Origin of the sequence: Azospirillum melinis (genome assembly GCF_013340935.1) — a bacterium.
Classification (GTDB): domain Bacteria; phylum Pseudomonadota; class Alphaproteobacteria; order Azospirillales; family Azospirillaceae; genus Azospirillum; species Azospirillum melinis.
On the sequence record NZ_WHOS01000089.1, the window covers coordinates 1 to 22,270 of the forward strand.

The 22,270-nt window shown below is 68.9% G+C and carries 19 protein-coding genes; 7 read left to right on the forward strand and 12 right to left on the reverse strand.

The features are described from left to right. Positions 1-170: 170 nt before the first annotated feature. The 8 genes from GBZ48_RS33485 to fliF are packed head-to-tail and all read right to left on the reverse strand — an operon-like array spanning position 171 to position 9,838. Positions 171-968, reverse strand: coding sequence for a MinD/ParA family protein (locus GBZ48_RS33485; protein WP_109051500.1), 798 nt, complete (start codon positions 966-968; stop codon positions 171-173). Continuing rightward, positions 965-2,245: a flagellar biosynthesis protein FlhF gene (locus GBZ48_RS33490; RefSeq protein ID WP_174474978.1), complete on the reverse strand. Its 1,281-nt coding sequence runs from the start codon at positions 2,243-2,245 to the stop codon at positions 965-967. The genes GBZ48_RS33485 and GBZ48_RS33490 overlap by 4 nt, the downstream gene beginning before the upstream one ends. Before the next feature lie 46 nt (positions 2,246-2,291). After that, positions 2,292-4,463, reverse strand: coding sequence for a flagellar biosynthesis protein FlhA (gene flhA / locus GBZ48_RS33495; RefSeq protein WP_109450769.1), 2,172 nt, complete (start codon positions 4,461-4,463; stop codon positions 2,292-2,294). 41 nt (positions 4,464-4,504) lie between these two features. After that, the gene (locus GBZ48_RS33500; RefSeq protein WP_174474979.1) at positions 4,505-6,061 is read right to left on the reverse strand and encodes a sigma-54-dependent transcriptional regulator; all 1,557 of its coding nucleotides are present in this window, start codon (positions 6,059-6,061) and stop codon (positions 4,505-4,507) included. A gap of 4 nt (positions 6,062-6,065) precedes the next feature. Further along, the gene (locus GBZ48_RS33505; protein WP_174474980.1) at positions 6,066-7,004 is read right to left on the reverse strand and encodes a motility protein A; all 939 of its coding nucleotides are present in this window, start codon (positions 7,002-7,004) and stop codon (positions 6,066-6,068) included. Next, positions 7,004-7,321, reverse strand: a complete 318-nt coding sequence (fliN, locus tag GBZ48_RS33510) for a flagellar motor switch protein FliN (RefSeq protein ID WP_098737805.1) — start codon at positions 7,319-7,321, stop codon at positions 7,004-7,006. The genes GBZ48_RS33505 and fliN overlap by 1 nt, the downstream gene beginning before the upstream one ends. 34 nt (positions 7,322-7,355) lie before the next feature. Further along, positions 7,356-8,129 carry a FliH/SctL family protein gene (locus GBZ48_RS33515; RefSeq protein ID WP_174474981.1) on the reverse strand — a complete coding sequence of 258 codons (774 nt, stop codon included), beginning with the start codon at positions 8,127-8,129 and terminating at the stop codon, positions 7,356-7,358. A 47-nt stretch (positions 8,130-8,176) separates the two neighbouring features. Continuing rightward, positions 8,177-9,838 (reverse strand): flagellar basal-body MS-ring/collar protein FliF, encoded by a 1,662-nt coding sequence (fliF, locus tag GBZ48_RS33520; protein ID WP_174474982.1) that lies wholly within the window; start codon positions 9,836-9,838, stop codon positions 8,177-8,179. A 597-nt stretch (positions 9,839-10,435) separates the two neighbouring features. Between fliF and GBZ48_RS33525 the strand changes: the two genes are divergently transcribed. Beyond that, on the forward strand, positions 10,436-10,957 hold the full coding sequence (locus GBZ48_RS33525) for a helix-turn-helix domain-containing protein (RefSeq protein ID WP_174474983.1): 522 nt from the start codon (positions 10,436-10,438) through the stop codon (positions 10,955-10,957). Positions 10,958-10,987: 30 nt separating this feature from the next. On the opposite strand, the gene GBZ48_RS33530 is transcribed toward GBZ48_RS33525, so the two are convergent. Both GBZ48_RS33530 and GBZ48_RS33535 read right to left on the reverse strand, forming a co-directional pair. Beyond that, positions 10,988-11,596, reverse strand: a complete 609-nt coding sequence (locus tag GBZ48_RS33530; protein WP_174474984.1) for a transcriptional regulator — start codon at positions 11,594-11,596, stop codon at positions 10,988-10,990. Between the two features lie 93 nt (positions 11,597-11,689). Next, positions 11,690-13,855: an ATP-binding protein gene (locus tag GBZ48_RS33535; RefSeq protein WP_174474985.1), complete on the reverse strand. Its 2,166-nt coding sequence runs from the start codon at positions 13,853-13,855 to the stop codon at positions 11,690-11,692. Positions 13,856-14,127: 272 nt separating this feature from the next. Between GBZ48_RS33535 and GBZ48_RS33540 the strand changes: the two genes are divergently transcribed. The 3 genes from GBZ48_RS33540 (at position 14,128) to GBZ48_RS33550 (ending at position 16,840) form a co-directional block, all read left to right on the forward strand. Continuing rightward, complete coding sequence (locus tag GBZ48_RS33540; protein ID WP_174474986.1) at positions 14,128-14,559, forward strand: response regulator; 432 nt, start codon at positions 14,128-14,130, stop codon at positions 14,557-14,559. Positions 14,560-14,836: 277 nt separating this feature from the next. Further along, positions 14,837-15,508: an exopolysaccharide biosynthesis protein gene (locus GBZ48_RS33545; RefSeq protein WP_211105984.1), complete on the forward strand. Its 672-nt coding sequence runs from the start codon at positions 14,837-14,839 to the stop codon at positions 15,506-15,508. 27 nt (positions 15,509-15,535) lie between these two features. Then, positions 15,536-16,840, forward strand: coding sequence for a hemolysin family protein (locus GBZ48_RS33550; protein WP_174474988.1), 1,305 nt, complete (start codon positions 15,536-15,538; stop codon positions 16,838-16,840). Between the two features lie 39 nt (positions 16,841-16,879). On the opposite strand, the gene GBZ48_RS33555 is transcribed toward GBZ48_RS33550, so the two are convergent. Next, entirely contained in the window at positions 16,880-17,137 is a 258-nt protein-coding gene (locus tag GBZ48_RS33555; RefSeq protein WP_174474989.1) for a hypothetical protein, read from the reverse strand. Positions 17,138-17,336: 199 nt separating this feature from the next. Here GBZ48_RS33555 and GBZ48_RS33560 point away from each other — a divergent pair, with 199 nt between their 5' ends. Beyond that, complete coding sequence (locus GBZ48_RS33560) at positions 17,337-17,915, forward strand: TetR/AcrR family transcriptional regulator (RefSeq protein ID WP_174474990.1); 579 nt, start codon at positions 17,337-17,339, stop codon at positions 17,913-17,915. Positions 17,916-18,036: 121 nt separating this feature from the next. Further along, complete coding sequence (locus GBZ48_RS33565; RefSeq protein ID WP_174474991.1) at positions 18,037-18,513, forward strand: hypothetical protein; 477 nt, start codon at positions 18,037-18,039, stop codon at positions 18,511-18,513. 29 nt (positions 18,514-18,542) lie between these two features. On the opposite strand, the gene GBZ48_RS33570 is transcribed toward GBZ48_RS33565, so the two are convergent. After that, entirely contained in the window at positions 18,543-18,917 is a 375-nt protein-coding gene (locus tag GBZ48_RS33570; RefSeq protein ID WP_174474992.1) for a DUF1636 domain-containing protein, read from the reverse strand. A 152-nt stretch (positions 18,918-19,069) separates the two neighbouring features. On the opposite strand from GBZ48_RS33570, the gene GBZ48_RS33575 reads away from it, so the two are divergent. Further along, positions 19,070-22,270: hybrid sensor histidine kinase/response regulator (locus GBZ48_RS33575; RefSeq protein WP_174474993.1), on the forward strand; the 3,201-nt coding region annotated here is incomplete at its 3' end.

The window sequence follows — 22,270 nt, forward strand, 5'->3', positions numbered from 1 at the left end:
TGCCGGTCCTCCCCGCGGGGGGGGGCCCCCCCGGCAGCCGTTCGGGAAGCTTGGCGGCCGTGGCCTCGGCGGGGACGGGAGCGGGCGTGGCGGGGGCTTGCGCGGCGGTTGCGGCGGCCGGCGTGGCCGGCGGTGGAATCGCCCCGCCCATGCCCGCCCGTCCCGGCCGGTTACCGGGCGCTGGCGAGCAGCCGCTGCACGATGGCCTCGACGTCGCGGGCCGCGTCGCTGGCGGGCGAGCGGGTCAGCAGCGGGGTCTGGTTGCGGATGGCGTCGCGCACCTTCAGGTCGCGGCGGATGATGCCCGCCAGCGCCGGCTTGTATTTCAGGAAGTTCTGGCAGGCCTTCAGGATGGTGCCGTAGGTCCGCTCGCCGTCCTTCACGCTCTGCGCCATGTTCACCACGATCCGCAGGTCTGCCGACGGGTTGGTGGCATGGGTCAGCTTGATGAAGGCATAGGCGTCGGTCAGCGAGGTCGGCTCGTCCGTCGTCACCACCAGCGTGATGCCGGCAGGACCCGACAGCGTGCGCACCGTGCGGTCGACGCCGGCGCCCATGTCCATCACCACCCGGTCATAGCTCTTCGCCAGTTCCAGCAGGTCGTTGCGCAAGGACGACAGGCGCTGGCTCGGCAGCTGCGCCAGCGTGCCCGACCCCGACCGGCCGGCGATGATGTCGAAGCCGGTGTCGGTGAAGCGCTGCGCCGCCTTGGCCAGCGTCACCTCGCCGTTGATGACGGCGCCCAGGTCGTTCTTGGGCGAGAATCCAAGCTGGATGTCGACGTTGGCGAGCCCGAGATCGCCGTCGAACAGCAGGGTGTTCATGCCCGCCTTGGTCAGGGCGTGGCTGAGCGTGATCGAGAACCACGTCTTGCCGACGCCGCCCTTTCCACTGGCCACGGCGATGACGTTGGCGCCGCGCAGCGGGCGAACGTTCTTGAGGGCGGCCGGGAACACCGGATCGGTCATGGCAGGGTCCTCGACGAGGGGGAACTGGCGGCTTTAGCCTTGGTTGCGGGTTTTGCGGTTGCGGGTTTCGTCGGCTTGGCCGCCGCGGCGGCCCTGCGCGGTGGTGGTGGCGGCGGCGCCGGCTCGATTTCCGGTTCCCCGTCCTCCAGATCCTCTGCCTCATACCCCCGTCCGAAGCTCGGCTTGCGCTCGGGGGTGCGGTCCGGCTCGTGGTCCTGGTCGCCGCCGTGGCCGTCCTCGTCCCAGCCCGCCTTGCGGGCGGAGCGGCGCGGCGCCTGGTCCTTGACGGCGGGCGCCTTCTCCTCGGCCGGGATCATCATGCGGGCGAGCGCTAGCGGGTTCAGCGCGGTCAGCCCCTCCGCCACCTTGGACGAGATGCTGGCGTCGCAGAAGGACAGCCGGGCCCGCGCGGCGATGGCCAGCACGCTGCCCAGCCGGCGCGCCATGTCCAGCCGGGTGACCAGCATGCGCCGCACGCCGACCGCCTTGAAGGCCATCGCCATGTCGGCGGCCTCCAGCGCGTCGAGCCCGGCGGGCAGGACCAGGATCGGCTCCACCTCGCCGGCGGACAGCATGGCGCGCAGATCCTGCATGTCGTCGGCGTCGAACGGGTTGCGCCCGGCGGTGTCGACCAGGACCAGATCGGTGCGGCGATGCACCTCGAAGGCGCCGGCCAGCGCGTCGGGATCCTCCACCGTCGCCAGCTTCAGCTTCATCAGCCGGGTGAAGGCGGCCAGCTGGTCGACGCCGCCGGCCCGCACCGTGTCGGTGGTGATGACGCCGACCGAGCATTTTTTGAACACCGCCCGCGCCGCCAGCTTGGCCGCGACCAGCGTCTTGCCGGACCCCGGCGGGCCGACCAGCGCCAGCGGCTTCACCGGCGCGCGGCCGTCGGGCAGCGGGTTGAAGGTGAAATAGGAATCGAGCGCCGAGCCCAGGGCCAGCCGCGGATCCTCGGTGTCCAGCCCCGATGCGGCGTCGATCAGCTGTTCGGCCAGCGACGCCGGCACGCCGTGGCGCTGCAGGGCGTCGGCCACCACCTCGCCCACGTCGATCTCGGGTTCGACCGGCTTGGCCGGTGCCTTGGCCCGGCCGCCGCGCGCGGAGCCGGATGCCGGGGCCGGCGGCAGGTCATCCTCTTCCACCGCCGCCGTCACGCGCACGCCGCCGCCTTCCTCCTCGCGCGTGGCGACGATGATGGCGTCGTCGCCCAGCGACTGGCGCACCATCCGCATGGCGTCGGACATGGTCTTGGCGTGGAAGGACTTCAGCCGCATCGGCAGCGCCTTCCGTCAGCTAAGGGGATGGGAACGCCGCGCGCCATCAGATCTGCCCCAGCGTCTTGATGCGGGCCTTCGGGTGGATCTCGTTCTGCGACATGACCACGGTCGCCGGCCGGAACCGCTCGACGATCGAGCGGACGAACGGACGGATCAGCGGGCTGGTCAACAGTACGGGACTCTCGCCCATCATGGCATGTCGCTCGAAGGTTTGGCGGACGGAGGTGATGAACTGTTGCAGGCGGGACGGGGCCATCGTCAGCTGCCGGTCGTCGCCGTCGCCCACCAGCGATTCCGCGAAGCCCTGCTCCCATTCGGGCGACAGGGTGACGAGCGGGATGAAGCCCATCTCGTTCGTGTTCGCGTCGCAGATCTGCCGGGCAAGGCGGGAGCGCACATGCTCGGTGATCTGGGTGATGCTGCGGGTCTGGCTGGTCGCTTCGGATACCCCTTCCAATATCGTGGGAAGATCCCGGATCGAAACCCGTTCGGCAAGGAGATTCTGCAACACCCGTTGCAGGCCGCCCACAGTGATCTGTCCGGGCACCACGTCGGCGATCAGCTTCTGGTGTTCCTTGTCGGTCTCGTCCAGCAGCTTCTGCGTCTCGGTGAAGGACAGCAGCTCCGGCATGTTGTCCTTGATCAGCTCGGTCAGGTGGGTGGTCACCACGGTCGACGGATCGACCACGGTGTAGCCCTTGAACAGAGCCTCCTCGCGGTATCCCGGCTCGATCCAGATGGCGGGCAGGCCGAAGGTCGGCTCCACCGTCTGCTCGCCGGGCAGGCTCATGGCGTCGCCGCGCGGGTCCATCACCAGCAGCATGTTGGGCCGGATGTCGCCGCGCCCGGCCTCGATCTCCTTGACGCGGATGATGTAGGTGTTGGGCGGAAGCTGGAGATTGTCCTGGATGCGCACCGCCGGCATGACGAAGCCGACCTCGCCGGCGATCTGCCGGCGCAGCCCCTTGATCTGGTCGGTCAGCCGGTGGCTGCCCGCCTGGGGCTGGTTGATCAGCGACAACAGGCCGTAGCCCAGCTCCAGCCGGATCAGGTCGATGGCGAGCGCGGTGGCGATCGGTTCGTCCGGCGCCGGCCCGGCACCAGGCATGCCGCCCGGCCCGGCTCCGGCCGCCGCCGCTTCCTCCGCCGCCGCGGCCTCTTCCGCCTCCTTCTTCGCGCGCAGGCGCGGCATGTACCAGGCGGCGAAGCCCACGGCGCCGATGACCGGGGCCAGCGTCAGGATCGGCATGCCCGGCAGCAGGGCCAGCACGCCGACGGCGCCGGCCGACAGGGCCAGCGCCTGACTGTGGCCGGTCAGCTGCCCCACCACCGCCTTGTCGGTGGAGCCGCCCATGCCGGCCTTCGACACCAGGAAGCCGGCGGAGATCGAGATCACCAGCGCCGGGATCTGCGACACGAGACCGTCGCCGATGGTCAGCTTGGTGAAGGTGTCCAGCGCCGTCATCACCGGCATGTCGTGGCGCAGGACCGCGATGGTCACGCCGCCGATGATGTTGATGAACATGATCATCAGGCCGGCGACCGCGTCGCCCTTCACGAACTTCGACGCACCGTCCATCGAGCCGAAGAAGGCGCTCTCGTCCTCCAGCTCCTTACGGCGGGCGCGCGCCGTGCTCTCCTCGATCATGCCGGCCGACAGGTCGGCGTCGATGGCCATCTGCTTGCCGGGCATGGCGTCGAGGGTGAAGCGCGCCGCCACTTCGGCGATGCGGCCCGAACCGGCGGTGATGACCTTGAAGTTCACGATGGTCAGGATGGCGTAGATGATCACGCCGATAACGAAATCGCCGCCCATGACGAGGCTGGCGAAGGCCTCGATCACATGGCCGGCGGCCGACGTCCCCTCATGCCCCTGCGTCAGGATCAGGCGCGTCGAGGCCATGTTCAGCGACAGGCGCAGCAGCGTGGTGATCAGCAGGATCGTCGGGTACGAGGACAGCTGGAGCGGCTTCTCGATGAACAGCACCACCATCAGGATCAGGATGGAGATGGTGACGTTCAGACCCAGCATCATGTCGAGCATGACGGCGGGCAGCGGCATGATCAGGCCGACCACGACGATCAGGATGCCGATGGCCATCGCCACGTCGCCGCGCTTCAGCGACGCCTTGGTGACCGCCCACATCTCGCCGAAGGCGGCCATGTTGCCGGGACCGCCGCCCCCGCCGCCACCATTATGCTCCGTCAGCGCCATGGATGCTCCCGCCGCTCAAGATCCCGGTCCCGGACGGGGGTTCAGGCCGTCGCCCGTTCGTCGTTGCCCGGGGTGGGCACGCTGCGGCCTTCGTCGCCATACTGCTTCAGCTTGTTGCGCAGCGTGCGGATCGAGATGCCCAGGATGTTGGCGGCGTGGGTGCGGTTGCCCAGGCAGTGGGTCAGCGTCTCCAGGATCAGGTCGCGCTCGACGTCGGCCACCGTGCGGCCGATCAGCGCCGCCAGGCCGGCGCCGCTGCTGCCCGCGCTGGCAGCCGCCGCGGCGCTGCTGTTGGCGGCCATGCCGTAGGGGCCGGGCTTGCCGCCCTTGGGCGGGCCGTAGCTGGTCGGCAGGGCACCCTGCGGCGGAACCACCAGCGGGACGGCCGGCTGGGCCGGCTGGCTGGCGGCCGGAACCGTGCCGCCGGGACCGGCGAACGGGTTGGCGACCGGCGAGTCGGAGGGGATGGAGGCCTGGGCGCTGCCTTCCGGGGCCAGCATCTTGCTGGTCAGCATGATCGCTTCCGGCCCGACCTCCTCGCCCCGCGACAGCAGGACGGCGCGGTGCATGGTGTTTTCCAGCTCGCGCACGTTGCCGCGCCAGTGATGCGTCTTCAGCATCAGAAGCGCGTCCTCGGTCAGGCGCTTGTCGCCCAGACCGTTGGCCTCGGCATATTTCTTCAGGAAATGCTCGGCGATCATCGGGATGTCGGCCGGGCGCTCGCGCAAGCTGGGGATCGCCACGCTGAACACGTTCAGGCGGAAATACAGATCCTCGCGGAAGTTGCCGGAGCGGACCTCCGCCTCCAGATTGCGGTTGGAGGTGGCGATCAGGCGGACATTGACCTTCACCGGCTGGCTGGAGCCGATGCGGTCGATCTCCTTTTCCTGGATGGCGCGCAGCAGCTTGGCCTGGAGCCTGGGGTGCATCTCCGACAGCTCGTCCAGCAGCAGCGTGCCGTTGTTCGCTTCCTCGAACTTGCCGAGCCGCCGGGCGACGGCGCCGGTGAAGGCGCCCTTCTCGTGGCCGAACAGCTCCGATTCCAGCAGGTTTTCCGGGATGGCGGCGCAGTTCACCGCGACGAACGGCTCGCCCGAGCGCCGGCTCTTGCGGTGGATGAAGCGGGCCATCAGCTCCTTGCCGGTGCCGCTCTCGCCGGTGATCATCACCGAGGCGTCGCTGGGCGCCACCTGCTCGGCCAGCCGCAGCGTCGCCAGCATCGCCGGGTCGCTGCAGACGATGGAGTGGCTTTCCTCGGCCACCGCCTCCAGCACCGCGGCGATCAGCTCGGCGTTGGGCGGCAGCGGCAGATACTCCTTGGCGCCGGCGCGGATGGCGCGCACGGCGGCGGCCGCATCGGTGCCGATGCCGCAGGCGACCACCGGGATGGTGATCCGCTCCGACTTCAGGCTGTCGATGAAGGTCGCGATGTCCAGCTTGACGTCGATCATCACCAGATCGGCACCGGCGGCGGCACGCAAGGCGGTCAGCGCCCCTTCGATGCTGTCGGTGTGCGACACCTTGGCCCCCCGCTTCATGGCGATCTTGCCGGCGGCGGTGATGTAGCCTTCCAACGTTCCAACGATCAGCAGACGCATAGCCTTACGCTCCCACTCTCGGGGCTTCCCGGTCGAAATACTGGATCCGCTTTCCAGGCGGCAGGACGGCGTTCAGGAGCATCTCCAGACGCCGCGGATTCTCCTGGCGCGCGATGGACACGGCGCCGATGGTATAGAGGGTCTTGACCAGCGCGTCCTCCTCCGCCGCCCGTTCCACCTTGGCGGCGAGCGGGGACAGGACGACGTTGCCGAGCACGGCCCCGTAGAAGGTCGTCAGCAGAGCCAGAGCCATCGCCGGGCCGATGGCCGACGGGTCGCTCAGACTGCCCAGCATCTGCACCAGCCCGACCAGCGTGCCGATCAGCCCCATGGCCGGTGCCACTTCCGAGGCGCGGCGCAGCACGCCGGCGCTCTTGCCGTGACCGCCGGCGGTCGCCTCGACCTCGCCGGTCAGCATCCGCTCGATGGCGTCGGGCGGCAGCCCCTCGGTGATCAGCGTGACGCTGCGGTGCAGGAAGGGCTCGGCACGCAGTTCCGGCAGGACGTTGCGCAGGGTCTCCGGCCCGGCCCGGCGGGCGGCCTCGGCCAGCAGCAGGACCTGCCGCGCCACGCCCTTGGGGTCGAGAGTCTGGTGGACCAGCACCGCCGCGGCGTTCTTCCAGGCCACCGCGACGTCGCCCAGCGAGAAGGAGGCGGTGGTGACCGCCAGCGTCCCGCCCAGCACGATCAGCAGCGACGGCGGATCGAGGAAGGCGCGCGCCGACCCGCCGGTGGTGATGGCGATCAGGATCACCCCGGCCGCCGCCGCCAGCCCGACCAGCGTCGCCACGTCCAGCCCGCCGCGCAGCCGCACGCTCCGCCCCGGCGCCGTCGCGCCGGTGGGAGCGCCTGCCGCCGCAGGCTCGCCCTGGACCGCGGCACGGGTGCCGGTGCCTGGGTTGGCCTTGGCGCGGGCGCCGCCGGTGTCGGACGAAACCGCCATCAGCCGCGGTCCGACTTGATGATTTCCGTCATGGTCACGCCCAGCCGGTCTTCCACCACCACCACCTCGCCGCGGGCGACCAGGCGGTTGTTGACGTAGATGTCGATGGCCTCGCCGACCTTGCGGTCCAGCTCCACCACGGCGCCGCGGCCCAGCTTCAGCAGTTGCGCCACCTGCATGGTCGATTTGCCCAGCACCGCGGAGATCTGGACGGGGATGTCGTACACCGCCTCCAGATCCTTGGTGATTCCGGGGCTGGCGTAGTCGTCGCCATCGCCGCCGTGCAGATCGTTCAGCGAGAAATTGTCGCTCGGCATGTCGGTCTCGGACCTCCTTCATTCCGGTCACCCCTTAGACGGGGGCCGGAGCCTCCAGCATGTGCGCCGCGCGGCGTTCGATTTCGTCCAGCAGCTGGGCGGTGTCCCGCTCCACGCCGCCTTCGGCCCATTCGATGCGGCAGCTGCCGGGAGCGATCGACGGATCGCCGATCACCATCAGCTTTGCCCCGAAGCCGCGCGATCCGACCGTCTCGTCGAGATGGTCGCGCACCAGCCCCATCGTGTCCTCCGCCACCCGGACGACCAGCCGCGGCTCGTCGATCAGGTCGGTCAGGCAGGCGCGGACCATTCCCTCCACCTCGACCATGCCGCCGCGCCGCGCCCATTCGGGCAGCAGCTTGCGGACGATGGCGAGCGCCAGATGGACCGGCTGTTCGCTGCGCGCGGCGCTGCCCGCCTCGTGCGCCGCCAGCAGATGGGCCACCCCGTCGGCGATCTGGGAGAGCGCGTTGGCGATGCGGGCGTTGACCGTCGCCTCGATCTCCGTCTTGCCGCGCTCGTATCCGGTGTTCTGGCCGGCGGCCATGCCGTCGGTGAACCCCTTGCCGTAGCCCGCCGCGGTCCCTTCGGACTTGCCGGCGGCCATGCCCTCCTCGTAGCCCTGGGCACGGGCGGCGGCCAGCTCCGCCTCGCCGAAGGTCGGGGCCGGCGGTTCCGGCTCCGGCTCGGGCTCCGGCATGGCCGACAGTTCGTCCTCGGGCAGCAGGTCGTCATCCTCCACATGGGTCATGCGGGGGACGGCGTCCACGTCGAAGGACTCGTCGAAGAGGAATTTGCGCACGCTCATCGCCGCGATCCTTCCTCAGGCAATGTGGGTTTGGAGGCCGGCATCGCTCAGCTCTCCTGATACAGCCAGTTGCGCAGGATGGAGACCGCCTCTTCCGGATGCTTGTCGACGATCTCGCCGACCTTGCGCAGGGAGGACGCGCGGACGCGGCCTTCCACCCGGTTGATGTCGATCATCTGCTCCAGCTCCTCGTCGGCCTGCGCCGCTTCCAGCGCCAGATCCTGGGCCAGCGCGCCGGTGGGGGCGGCGAGTGCGGCCGGCATGCCGGCCTGATCGGTCAGCAGGCGGTCCATCTCGTCCTCCTCCTGCATCTCCGCCTTCTCGAAGGCGCGGGAGATCAGCGGGCGGATGACCAGCAGGATGATGAGGACGGCGACGATGCCCAGGACCACCATCTCCGCGATGCGGAACAGGTCGTCCTTGGTCATGCCCATGAACAGCTCTTCCGGCTTCTGGATGTCGTCCTCGGGCGACCAGAACCGCATGTTGATCACCTCCAGCGAGTCGCCGCGCACGGCGTCCAGCCCGACGGCGGACCGCACCAGCGCCTTGATGCTCTCGATCTCCTGCTCGCTGCGCGGCTGGTAGGCCGGCGGTGCGTCCTTGGAGAGCTGGTAGGTGCCGTCCACCAGCACGGCGACCGAGAGGCGGCGGACCTGGCCGGCCTCGCGGACATGCGACTTGGTGGTCTTGGTGATCTCGTAGTTGATCGTCTCTTCGTTGCGGTTCGACTTGTTCGAGGACAGCGGGCTGGCGCTGCTGCTCGACTGTGCCGTCGGCAGGTTCTGGTCCACCGTCACCGGGGCCAGCGGGTCGCGGTCGCTGCTTTCGCTCGACTCGGTCACCGTCTGGGTGGAGCGGACGACCTGGCTTTCCGGATCGAAGATTTCCGACTGGGTGGTGATGCGGTCGAAGTCGAGGTCGGCGGACACCTCCGCCCGGACCTTGCCATAGCCCAGCGTGCGGCCCAGCAGATCCTCGACGGTGCGGGCCAGCCGGCCCTCATAGGCCTGCTTCTTCTCTTCCGCGTTGGCCGCCATCGCCTCGGCGCTGTCGTTGCCGGTGCCGCGGGCCAGCAGCTTGCCCTTGTCGTCGACGATCGAGATGCGGCCGGGGTCGAGGTTCGGCACCGAGGCGGCGATCAGCTGCTGGATCGCCTGGATGTTCTCGCGGCTCAGCTGGGTGCCGGGGCGCAGCTTCAGGAAGACGCTGGCGGTCGCCGGGTTCTGCTGGCGGGCGAACAGCTCGCGCTTGGGCAGCACCAGATGGACGCGGGCCTGCTGCACGCCGTTCAGCGTCTGCACCGTGCGCGCCATCTCGCCTTCCAGCGCGCGCAGGTGGTTGATGTTCTGCATGAAGCTGGTGGCGCCGAAGCCTTCGCCCTTGTCGAACAGCTCGTAGCCGACCGAACCGCCGGACGGCAGGCCCTGGGCCGCCATGCGCATGCGCATCGGCCCGACCTGATCGGCCGGGACCATGATCTTGGTGCCGGACTTGTCGACGCTGTAGGGGACCTTCGCCTCGTCCAGCTTCTTGGCGATGGCCGCCGCTTCCGTCTGCTGGAGTTCGGAATAGAGGAGTTCCATCTCCGGCGTGGACAGCCGGGTGGTCAGATAGACGAAGAATCCGATCAGCAAGAGCCCGACGCCGCCGATCGCCGCGAGGCGGGCGGGCCCGAGATTGCGCAAGGTCTGCAGCAGGTTGTTCACGCGCGGTCCCCGATCGGAAGTCTTTCCGGCATGGTCTCCACACAGTCTCCGTTCGCGATTGCGAGACGGTTTGTGCAAGTTCCGCGCCGGGCTTGCCTACGTTGGGGCATGCTGCGGCGTCTTGATGAAGAGAGGGTTAATCAGCGGCAGTTTTTGCCGGGCGCCCGGCAAAATATGCCTAGTGCCCCGCAAATGTTGCAGCCCTGCGACCGCGCCGCCACAGCGGCTTCTGCAACTTTGGGTCACAATGCCGCAGCCGAGCCGCGGCATGGGCGGCACGACAGCGATTGCGCGACTTTCGGTAAAATCATACCGCGCAATGCGCGAGAAGAGTGCGGTCCTATGACCAACAGTCCGATTCCCGCGAACAGGCGCCTGCCCAAAAGAGGTATCTGGTCCAGCCAAGGTTGACATCGGCGGAGGCCGATCATAGCTGAGTTGCATTCCATGCCCGAAATCGGCCGATTCGTCCTTCCGGCTCGGTGTTTCCAGGCTCCGCCCCGGAGGCGTTGCTGTACGGCAGGTGCCGACCGGCCTCACGGCCGGCGGCGGGAAGAATCGGCGCCGGGACCAGTACAGGATCGAAGGGGAAGAGCTATGAAACGGCGTGGCCGCGAAAAGAAGGAAGGCCTGAACGAGGTCGATGTGTTCGTCGGCCAGCGCCTGCGGGAACTGCGCATGCTCGCAGGGCTCAGCCAGAGCGACGTCGCCTCGGCGCTGGGGCTGACCTTCCAGCAATTGCAGAAGTATGAGCGCGGCTTCAACCGCGTGTCCTCCAGCCGCCTGTTCAAGCTGGGCCAGTTCTTCCGTGTCCCCGTCTCCGTCTTCTTCGAAGGGCTGGAGAACCGCCAGCCGGCGGCCGAGGGCAGCGAGATGCCGGCGGCCGGCGGTGGCGAGGAGCAGGAGAACACCCTGCAATCGCGCGAGGCGCTGATGCTGGCGCGCTATTTCCAGAGCATCCGCGATCCGCAGATCCGGGCCGCCATCCGCGAACTGGCCGAGCGCTGCGCCGAGCAGCAGGCCGACGGCGGTGCGTCTGCCGGCGGCACGGCGTCCAGCGGGGCATCGGCATCCAGGCGCGGCCGTGGCCGCCGGGCAGAGCAGGGCGGCCACGCCTGAGGCCTTTTGCCGGAAACCGTCCGGACGTTTTCAGGCCGGTTTCAGCCGCCGGTAATGGTCCAGGAAGTCGGCCAGCGCCTCTTCCGGTCCGAGCGGCACGATGGCGGCCTCGTCGGGGTCCGGCAGGTCGCGCCAGTTGACGCGGTGCGGCGCGCAGAGGTCGCGCAGCTCGGTCGCCAGCGCCCGCTGGTCGGCCAGCTTGACCGCTTTCGGCTCCGGATGGCGGAAGCCGAAGCGCAGGGCGAGTGCGCTCTTGATCGGCTCCACCGCCTGCCGGATGGCGTCGCGGCCGATCCGCACCTTCCACGGCGTCGGCCAGTCGCCGGTGAAGGCCTCCTCGCAGTCATGCATCAGCGCGTCGTAGGCATAGCCCTCCGGCGCCAGCCGGCTGGCCAGCACGCAATGCTGGGCCACGCTGAAGAAGCGCTGGGTGTTGCCGACGAACCGGCACTGGTAGGCCAGCGGGCGGGCGATGTCCTCGATGTCGAAGGGGCCGAAATCCGGGGTCTCCAGATCGACGGTGCGCCCCGAATAGGTGATCATGACCGCCGTCGGCTCGGGCACGTCGAGCAGATCGAACTGGTCGGGATGGGTGATGCGCGGCGACCTGCCACGCCGCTTCGGCGCTGCTTTCTTCATGGTCCTTGAGACTCTAGCAGATCGGCTGAAGGGCGCTCAACCGCGCGTCCGGCCAACTGCGCGTCCGGCCGGGCCCTTGAGGCACCGCTTTCCTCAATCGCCGCTTCCCGCCGGATCGCGCACCAGACTGCTGGTGGCGGCGACGGTGGTTTCCAGCAGGGGCAGCAAGGCCGCGACCTTGTCGGTGTCGGCCGGGCTGTCGTTGATGGCGCGGGCGATGGCGGCCATGCGCGGCACGCCGAAATTGGCGGCCAGCCCGGCCAGCGTGTGGGCCGCCTGCTTCAGCTCCTTCGGTCTGCCGGCCTGGAGGGCGGAGCGGATTGCCGTCAGCTCGCGGAGCGCCGTCTCCGGCAGCAGCTGCAGCATGCCGTCCAGCGCCTCGCCGCCCAGCGCCAGCCGCAGTTCGGCCAGCTTCACCCGGTCGACCAGCGGCAGGGCCGAGAAATGGCCGCCCTCGGCCGCCGGGCGGCTGGGCACCGGCACCACGCGCCCCTCCTGCGGCCGGGTCGCCAGATCAACCAGCACGGCGTTCAGCTGGTCCCAGTCGATCGGCTTGGTCAGATAGGCGTCGAGCCCGGCGGCCAGATGGCCGTCGCGATGCTCCGGCAGGGCGTCGGCCGACAGCCCGACGATGGGGATGCGCGCGACCGGCCCGTCCAGCCGCCGGATCGCCCGTGCGGTCGACCGCCCGTCGAGCACCGGCATCTCCATGTCGAGGATCAGCGCGTCGTAATCGGTTGCCACGATGGCATCCAGCGCCGCCCGCCCGTCGGTCACCGCGTCGATCCGGTGGCCGATGCGGGACATCATGGCGACGACCAGCATGCGGTTGATGTCGTTGTCCTCGGCCAGCAGCAGCCGCAGCGGCACCTGCGTCGGCTCCGGCGTCTCGGCCGCCCCGGGGAGCGCCGGGCGGGCCCCCAGCTCGCCGACCGGCGGCGCCTCCGCCAGCCGGCTGCGGATCGAGAAGCGGAAGGTGGAGCCGCGGCCGGGCGTGCTGGCGACGGTGATCTCGCCACCCATCGCCTCGACCAGCCGCTTGCAGATCGCCAGCCCCAGGCCGGTGCCGCCATATTTGCGGCTGGTCGACACATCGGCCTGGACGAAGGCGTCGAACAGGCGGGCGCGCTGCTCTTCCGTCATGCCGATGCCGTTGTCCTCCACCTCGAACCGCAGGGTGACGGGCGCATCGGCCGGTGCCGCCTCTGCGGGCGGATCCGGCGACCAGATGGCGATCTCGATGGTGCCGCGGTCGGTGAACTTGATGGCGTTGGACACCAGGTTGAACAGCACCTGCCGCAGCCGGGTCGGGTCGCCGCGGATGTGGCGCGGCGTGTCGTCGGCGATGGAGGCCGACAGGCTCAGGCCCTTGGCCGCCGCCCGCACCAGGAACAGCTGGACCACGTCGTCCACCAGCCGGGGCAGGGAGAAGTCGATCTCCTCCAGCGTCAGCTGCCCGGCCTCGATCTTCGAGAAATCCAGCACGTCGTTCAGGATGGTCATCAGCGTGTCGGCCGATGACCGCAGCGTCTTGACGAAAGCCTTCTGCTGCTCGTTCAGGCCGGTGCCCATCAGCAGGTCGCCCATGCCGATCACCGCGGTCATCGGCGTGCGCAGCTCGTGGCTCATCATCGCCAGGAAGCGCGACTTGGCGCTGCTGGCATTCTCCGCCGCGATGCGGGCGGCCTCCGCATCCTCGCGCGCGCCGTCCAGCTTCTCCGCCAGGGCGAAGGTCTCGGCCGCCAGCCGGGTCAGCTGGTCCTCGGCGGCGCGCAGCTCCTCCTGCGACCGGCGGCTCTGGGTCACGTCGGCGCAGGAGCCGGCGATCCAGCGCGCCCGGCCATCGGACGCTCCCCCCGTTTCCGGCACCGGCCGCAGGGTCAGCGCATTCCAGAAAACGCTGCCGTCCTTGCGGTAGTTCAGCACCTCCACCGACAGCGGCCGCGCCTCCGCCAAGGCGGCGCCGATCGCCGCGGCGGTGTCCGGATCGGTGTCCGGCCCTTGCAGGAAATCGCCGTTCCGCCCGATCACATCGCCGGCCTCATAGCCGATCATGTCCAGGAAGGCGCGGTTGCAATAGACGATCGGATGGTCGGGCCGGGTCGCGTCGGCCACGATGATCCCGGCGCCGCTGGTCTCGACCACGGCGGCCAGCATCGCTGCATCGGGCATCGCTGCACTGGGCATCGCTGCACTGGGCATCGCGGCCTCGGGCGAAGCGGCGAAGGGCGGTGTGGGGGAGGGGAGCGGCGCGGTCACGGGCAGGTCCTGATCGGTTCGGAAAGAGCGCGCGGGGAGTCAGGATAAGCGGTCGCGGGGCCGATTGCCATTGCCCGGCTGGAGGGGCCGGCCGGAAGGCCCGGTCATGCAGGCTGGTTGGCCGGGCCGATTTGCCGGACACTGCATGCGAACGATCATCATCGTTGCGTCATAGCGATTCCGTTAACGACTGTGCAATGGTGTAGTCAGAAAACTGTGCTGGCCGGCCATGCCGATAGCAGCCGGAGAACTTTGGCGGAGCGGAGAGCGTCATGGTGGTGGAGGCAGGCAACCGGACCCGCCAGGTCCGGACGATACACGATCTCGGTGTGCTTCTGGTCGAGGATGACGACTTCACCCGCAAGCTGATCTACCGGCTGCTGCACGACATCGGGCTCCGCACGGTGTTCGAGGCGGCGGACGGCATCCAGGCGCTCGATATCCTGCGCAAGAGCGGCGAAGACGTCGACGTGGTGATCTGCGACCTGGAAATGCCGCGCATGGGCGGGCTGGACCTGCTGCATGCCCTGCGCACCGCCACCGGCAATCCGCTGGCCGACCTGCCGGTGCTGGTGCTGACCGGCCACCGCGAGGCCGACGTGGTGAAGCGCGCCATCGCCTACGGCATCTCCGGCTATCTGGTGAAGCCGGTGTCGAAGGCCGACCTGATGAAGCGCCTGACCTTCGTCATGCAGAAGCGCTGACGGTCGGGAACGGCGGCGCGCGGCTCCGCCCGCGGCTCCGTTGCGCACCGCAACCCGCTCTGGCGCTTTCGCCTTCCTTGCTGTAGTAAGTAAGGCTGCTGCCGCCGTGACGCGAAAGGTCCATGGGTTCCTTCCATCCTTCGCCCGGCCCGCTCCGATCCCGTTTCCGGCCTCGGGGAGAGCCGTGAGCAAAGATCGACCTCCCGGGTCGTCCCCCAGGTCGCATGACGCACGCCCCTCCGGTGCGGACCGGTCCTGCGCGCGCGTTTCCGATCTGTTGGACGACTTCCTGACGCGCGGCGACGCCGCCGAGTCCGGCGGTTCCGATCCGGACGATCCGTCCCCAGCAAGAATCCCGCCCGGCGGGGATCGCTCCAGGATCCCACTCGGCGAGGATCGCTCTAAGATCTCGCTCGGCGAGATCATGGACACGCTGGGCGACCGCGCCTTCGGCGCACTGCTGCTGATCCTGTCGATTCCCAACGTGCTGCCGGTCCCCGGCCTGTCGACCGCCACCGGCGTGCCGATGATCCTGCTCGGCGCCCAGATGGCGGCGGGCCGGCACAGCCCCTGGCTGCCCCGCCGCATGTTGGCGGCCAGCTTCGACCGCAAGGCCTTCCTGGGCGTCATCCGCCGGGCCAGGCCGTGGGCGGAGCGGGTGGAGCGCCATCTGCGCCCGCGCTTGCCGGCGATGGCCGGCCCGACCGCCGAACGGCTGCTTGGGCTGGCGGTGGTGGTCCTGGCCGTCATCCTGTCCCTTCCCATCGTCTTCGGAAACCAGCCTCCCGCCCTCGCCATCGCGCTGATCGCGCTGGGGCTGATGGAATCCGACGGAGTCTTCGTGTCGGCCGGCCTTGTCGCCGGCCTTCTTGCCATCGCCATCGTCGCCGCCGTCCTGCTCGGTCTCGGGCAGGCGGCGGTCGCCGTGGCGCAACAATTGATCGGTTGAGGGAGCGCCCCCCAAGGGCACAAAGCCATGATTTGGGAACTGTTGGTCATCGTCCTGCTGATCCTGCTCAACGCCTTCTTCGCGATGTCGGAGATGGCGCTGGTGTCGGCGCGCCGCGCCCGGCTTCAGCAGATGGCCGAGGAGAAGGGCGGCGCCGGTGCCCGCGCGGCCCTGGAGCTGTCGGAAGACCCGAGCCGCTTCCTGTCCACCGTGCAGGTCGGCATCAGCCTGACCGGCATCATCGCCGGCGCCTATGGCGGCTCCACCCTGGCCGAACGGCTTGGCGGCGTGCTGGACGAACAGGTCGCCTGGATCGCCCCCTACGGCCACACCGTCGCCTTCGCCCTGGTGGTCGCCGCCATCACCTATTTCTCGCTGATCATCGGCGAACTGGTGCCCAAGCGCGTCGCGCTGATCTCGTCGGAGCGGATCGCCTCGCTGGTCGCCACCCCGATGCGCACGGTGTCGCGCCTGTCGGCCCCGGTGGTCTGGCTGCTCGGCGTGTCGAGCGACGCGGTGCTGAAGCTTCTGCGCCTGCCGACCTCGCGCGAGCAGACGGTGACGGAGGAGGAGGTCAAGACCCTGATCGCCGAAGGCACCCAGAGCGGCGTCTTCGAGCCGGCCGAACGCCAGATGATCGAGGGGGTGATGCACCTGTCCGACCGCACGGTGCGGTCGATCATGACCCCGCGCCCCGACCTGATGTGGCTCGACATCGACGACAGCCCCGAAACCCTGGCCCGCGAGATCTGCGAGAGCGGCTATTCCCGCTTCCCGGTCTGCCGCGGCGACGTCGACGAGGTGCAGGGCATCGTCGCCACCAAGGCGCTGCTCGACCAGTCCTTGAAGGGAATTACCTTCGACCTGCGGACGGCGATGGTCCAGCCGCTGGTCGTCCATGACGGCACGCCGGTCTTCCGCCTGCTCGACCTGTTCAAGCAGGCCAGCGTCCACATGGCGGTGGTGGTCGACGAGTATGGCAGCGTCGAGGGTCTGGTCACCATGACCGACATCCTGGAAGCCATCGCCGGCGAACTGCCGGACAGCACCCAGGAAGGCGAGTCCGGTGCCGTCCAGCGCGAGGACGGCAGCTGGCTGGTCGACGGCATGACCCCGGTCGAGGAGGTCGAGGCGCTGGTCGGCGTCAAGAACATGAAGGGGGAGGGCGATTTCCACACCATCGCCGGCTTCCTGCTCGACCATTTCGGCCATGTTCCGACCGCGGCCGAGCATTTCCACTGGAACGGCATCCGCTTCGAGGTCGTCGACATGGACGGCCGCCGCATCGACAAGGTGCTGATCCAGCTGAACCCGGAGGTTTCCGAGGGCTGAGGGCGGAGGAGGGGCGGAGCCGGGAAGACAAGCCGCCCTTCAATGCAGCGCCGTCTCCCCGCCGCGGAAGCGCACCCCCTCGTCGCCCTTGGTCATCCGCACCGCCTCGACCAGATCGCGGACCTCCTCCGACAGATCGTTCGCTTTCCAGCCATGGCCGTCGGCCCCGGCCACCACCAGCAGGCGCAGCGTGGTGCGCAGAAGGTCGCCGGCCTCCCAGCCGTTGGACCGTTCAGCCTCGCGCGCCATGTGCAGCAGGCCGGTGGCAAAAGTCAGGACCTCGGGGTCGACCTTCATCGGGCGCTCCTCCCCGCCCGCAAAGGGCGAAATCTGTTGGTCTGACAAACAATTATTGGAACGCCACCTTGGTCTGTCAAACCCATCCTTCAGCGGCAGGGGGAAGGGCTTAGGTGCCGTGCATCCGTTCGATCCGGATGCGGGTCGCCAATCCCGTTGCCGCTGTTGACAGGCTCCCTACTAGTTGGTAGGTTTGGGCATGAACACGCAATCGACCAGGGCCGACAACATTCTCCGCTGTGCGCGCTCCCTCATCGTCAGGGGCGGCTACAACAGTTTCAGCTATGCCGACATTTCCAAGGTCGTCGGCATCCGTACGGCGAGCATCCATCATCATTTCCCCAGCAAATCCGATCTGGTCCGCGTGCTCGTCGCGCAGTACCGGGAGGAGGCTGCGGCGGGACTGTCCCAGTTGGAACAGGCCATCCCCGATCCGCTCGACCAACTCCGCGCCTATCTCGGCTATTGGGAGCGGTGTTTCGCCGATATGGCCGCCCCTTTCTGCGTCTGCGCGCTGCTCGCGGGCGAAATCCCGGTTCTGCCCGAGGAGGTCGCCGCGGAAGTGCGGGCACATTTCCGCCAACTCGCCGACTGGTTGACGGGAGTTCTTGAACGCGGCGCCGCTCAAGGCCGTCTCCGTCTGTCCGGAACCGCTAGGGCTGACGCCGAGATGCTCCTGGCGACCACGCATGGCGCGATGCTGTCGGCCCGTGCCTATGGCGACGCCACCGCCTTCGGCGCCATAACCCGTCCTCTGCTGGAGCGGATCGCCGCCTGAAAAGCAGGTCCTTGCCCGCTGGGTAAACGCTTGGCCACTGAGCCTACCAACCAGTAGGTAGTTTTTCCCTTAAGGCGGGACCTCATCCTCCCGCTCCTCTGAACCCGAAAGGAAATCGCTGATGTTCGGAATTTCTCCGATCGGCTGGGTCCACACGCTCGGCAGCCTGCCGGCCATCCCGGTGGCCGCCTACATGTTCGCCCGTTATGGCCGGATCGTGCCGCGTTCCATGCCGGGTGCCGTCTATTTCGCGTCCATGCTGATCGGTGCCTCGACGGTCTTCCTCGTCGCCCATCAGCCGGTCAGCGTCGGCATCGGCGCCGTGACCATCCTGCTGCTGCTTACGGGTTATGGAATCGGGTGGGCATCGGCGGCGGGGCGCACGGCCCGTTACGTCGAGACCGTTTGCCTCAGCGTCAGCGCCTTCCTGCTGATGGTGCCGACGGTCAGCGAAATCCTGCGCCGGGTTCCCGATGGCCATCCTCTGGTGACCGACCTGAAGTCGCCGCTGCTGCTGGGCGCCCAGGGCGCGCTGGCGGTCATCCTCGTCGTCGGCCTGACCGCCCAGATCGTCCATCTGGCGCGGCGCGGGCAATAGACCGTCCCGTCCCCGGAGGGTGCGGCGGTTCAGCCCTCCAGCGGCGGCAGGCGGGAAACGAAACGACCCTTGACGCCCTGGGGCCATTGCTTGAACGGAACGATGCCGTCCTCGGTGGCGGCATAGGCGCGCAGATAGGCGGTCAGCGTCTCGACCGTCATCTCGTCCGGGGCGAAGTCACCCAGCACATAGCTCATCCGCGCGGCCGAGCGCACAGCGACCGCGCAGGGGCGGCGGCAGCTCATCAGGCAGCGTATGGGGCGCAGCCGCACCGAGGCGGCCAGATCGGGGTTGTCGGCCAGCGCCCGCTCCATCAGCGCCACCAGCTCCGCCCCCGGCCGGACGGCGTCAAGCGGGTCTTCCGGACGGCGGCAGGTCTCACAGACGACAAGCTCGACGGTCATGCTCTGGCTTTCAAAACTGTTCGGGGGAGCCGTTAGGTCTGACAGCTAGAGCCCGGTTCGGTGCCTGTCAACGCGCTTCCGCCTTGCCAACACCCCCGAAACTCCCGACGATGCGGGCCATCGGGGACGATGGGCGGGAACGGCGGACGGGCATGAGCGCGAGGCAAAGGATCGTCCGTGAACGCCGGCAATACAACCAGCTCGCCGCCGACCAGACGCTGGAGGACTACGCGCTCCGCTACACCGCGGAACGGGCGCGGCGCTGGAGCGCCTGGCGCGTCGCCAACACCGCGCTGGGCGCCATCTCCTTCCTGGCCTGCGAGGCGCTCGGCGCCGCCGTCACCCTGACCTACGGCTTCGAGAACGCCATGGCCGCCATCCTGGCGGTGGCGCTGCTCAGCATCCTGATCGGGCTGCCGATCACCTACCATGCGGCCAAGGCCGGGGTGGACATCGACCTGCTGGCCCGCGGCGCCGGCTTCGGCTATCTCGGCTCGACCATCACCTCGCTGGTCTACGCCTCCTTCACCTTCATCCTCTTCTCCATCGAGGCCAGCATCATGTCGGCGGGGCTGACGATGGTGCTGGGCATCCCGGCCTCGGTCGCCCATGTCATCAGCTCGCTGGCGGTGATCCCCATCGCCGTCTACGGCATCCGCTTCATCAGCCGCATGCAGTGGGCGACGCAGCCGGTGTGGATCCTGCTGCAATGCGTGCCGCTGGCCTATTTCTTCCTGCTCGACCGCGAGACGCTGGCGCAATGGACCTCGCTTCCGGGCGTCTACGCGCCGGATGGCGGGCTGTCGCTGCTGCCCTTCGGCATGGCGGCCTCCGTCCTGCTCTCGCTGCTGCCTCAGATCGGCGAGCAGGTCGACTATCTGCGCTTCCTGCCCTCCCAGGCCCGCATCGGGCGCCTGCGCTGGTGGGCGGCGATGCTGGCCGGCGGGCCGGGCTGGGTGCTGATCGGCAGCCTGAAGCTGGCGGCGGGATCGCTGCTGGCCTTCCTCGCCATCAAGCACGGGCTGGCGTTGGAGGACGCGGTCCAGCCCAACAGCATGTACCACATGGCCTTCCTCGACGTGTTCGGCTCCCCCGCCGCGGCGCTGGCGCTGACCGGCATCTTCGTCGTCGTCTGCCAGATGAAGATCAACGTCACCAACGCCTATGCCGGCTCCATCGCCTGGTCGAACTTCTTCTCCCGCCTGACCCGCAGCCACCCCGGCCGCGTCGTCTGGCTGGTGTTCAACGTGCTGCTCGCCTTGCTGCTGATGGAGATCGGCATCCTCGGCGTGATCGAGAGCATCCTCGGCCTCTACGCCAACGTCGCGGTGGGCTGGCTGGGGGCGGTCGCCGCCGACCTGGCCGTCAACAAACCCTTGGGATTCAGTCCGCCGGGGATCGAGTTCAAGCGCGCCCACCTGTACGACATCAATCCCGTCGGCACCGGCGCCATGGGCCTGTCGGTGCTGTGCTCCACCACCGCCTTTTTCGGCCTTCTCGGCCCGGTGGCGCAGGCGCTGGCCCCCTTCATCGGACTGGTGGTCGCCTTCGCCGCGGCCCCGCTGATCGCCTGGAGGACCGAGGGCCGCTATTACATCGCCCGCAAGTCCGACAGGTTGCCCGGCGACGCCGCGACCATCCGCTGCTCGATCTGCGAGAATCCGTTCGAACGGCAGGACATGGCCTTCTGCCCGGCCTACGACGCGCCGATCTGCTCGCTCTGCTGCACGCTGGAGGCGCGCTGCCACGATCTGTGCAAGACCGACAGCCGCTTCGCCGACCAGATCGCCCGCAGCCTGCAACGGGTGCTGCCGAAGCGGATGGCGGCCGGCGTCCACACCCGCACCGGCCATTTCATCGGGGTGATGACGCTGTTCTCGCTGGTGCTGGGCGGGGTGCTGGTGGTCATCGACTTCCAGTACGCCAATGCCGAGGCGGCGGAGCGGGCGGCGATCCACACGGCGCTGGTCTCCGTCTTCGTCTGCCTGTTCATCCTGTCCGGCGTCGCCGCCTGGCTCTTGGTGCTGGCCCAGGAGAGCCGCCGCAAGGCGGAGGAGGAGACCGGCCGCCAGACCGCCATGCTGATGGACGAGATCGCCGCCCACGAGCGCACCGACGCCGCCCTGCAGAAGGCCAAGGAGGTGGCGGAGGCCGCCAACGCCGCCAAGAGCCGCTACATCATCGGCGTCAGCCACGAGATCCGGGCGCCGCTGAACGCCATCTCCGGCTATGCCCAGCTTCTGGAGAGCAACAGCACCCAGCGCCCGCAGGACGCCGTCCGCGTCATCCGCCGCAGTGCCGAGCATCTGTCGAACCTGATCGACGGGCTGCTCGACATCTCCAAGATCGAATCGGGCCTGCGCCGGCTCAGCCGCGACAAGGTGCAGCTGATCGACTTCCTCGACCAGCTGGCCGACATGTTCCGCATCCAGGCCGCCGCCAAGGGTCTGGACTTCCGCTATGCCCGCGTGCCGCACCTGCCGGCCTGGGTCCACACCGACAGCAAGATCCTGCGCCAGATCCTGATCAACCTGCTGTCGAACGCGGTGAAATACACCGAGAGCGGCCATGTCGCGCTGACCGTCCGCTACCGCAGCCAGATCGCCGAGTTCGAGATCGCCGACAGCGGCATCGGCATCCGCGATGAGGATCTCGACCGCGTCTTCGAACCGTTCGAGCGCGGGCGCGGGGCGGCGGTGCGGGCGGTGGCCGGCACCGGGCTCGGCCTGACCATCACGCGGGTGCTGACCCGGATCATGGGCGGCGACATCGCGCTGCGCAGCAAGGCGGGGGAAGGCAGCGTCTTCACCGTCCGCCTGCTTCTGTCGGAGGCGATGCACCGGCCGGGCGAGCAGGTGGAGCGCCGCGCCATTACCGGCTATGCCGGGCCGCAGATCACCATCCTGCTGGCCGACGACGACCGCGACCATCTGGCGCTGATGACCGACATCCTGCGCCCGCTGGGCTTCGTGCTGTTCACCGCGTCCGACGCCGCCACCTGCCTGGAGCTGGCGGCGCAGTGCAAGCCCGACGTCGCCATGCTCGACATCTCCATGCCGGGCGAGAGCGGCTGGGACGTGGCGGAGGGGCTGCGCCGGCAGTTCGCCGACCGCATCCGCATCGTCATGGTCTCGGCCAACGCCTACGAGGCGCAGGGGCCGGGCGATGGCCGGGCACCGCACGACGCCTTCGTCGCCAAGCCCATCGAAATCCACGCGCTGCTCGACCGGCTCCAGGCGCTGACCGGGCTGGAATGGATCCATGCGGTGGAAAAACCCGCGAAACCGCTTGCCCCGCCCACGGCGCCGGCCGATCAAGCTTCTCTGCCTGTTCAGTCGCCGGTCCCGCCGCCC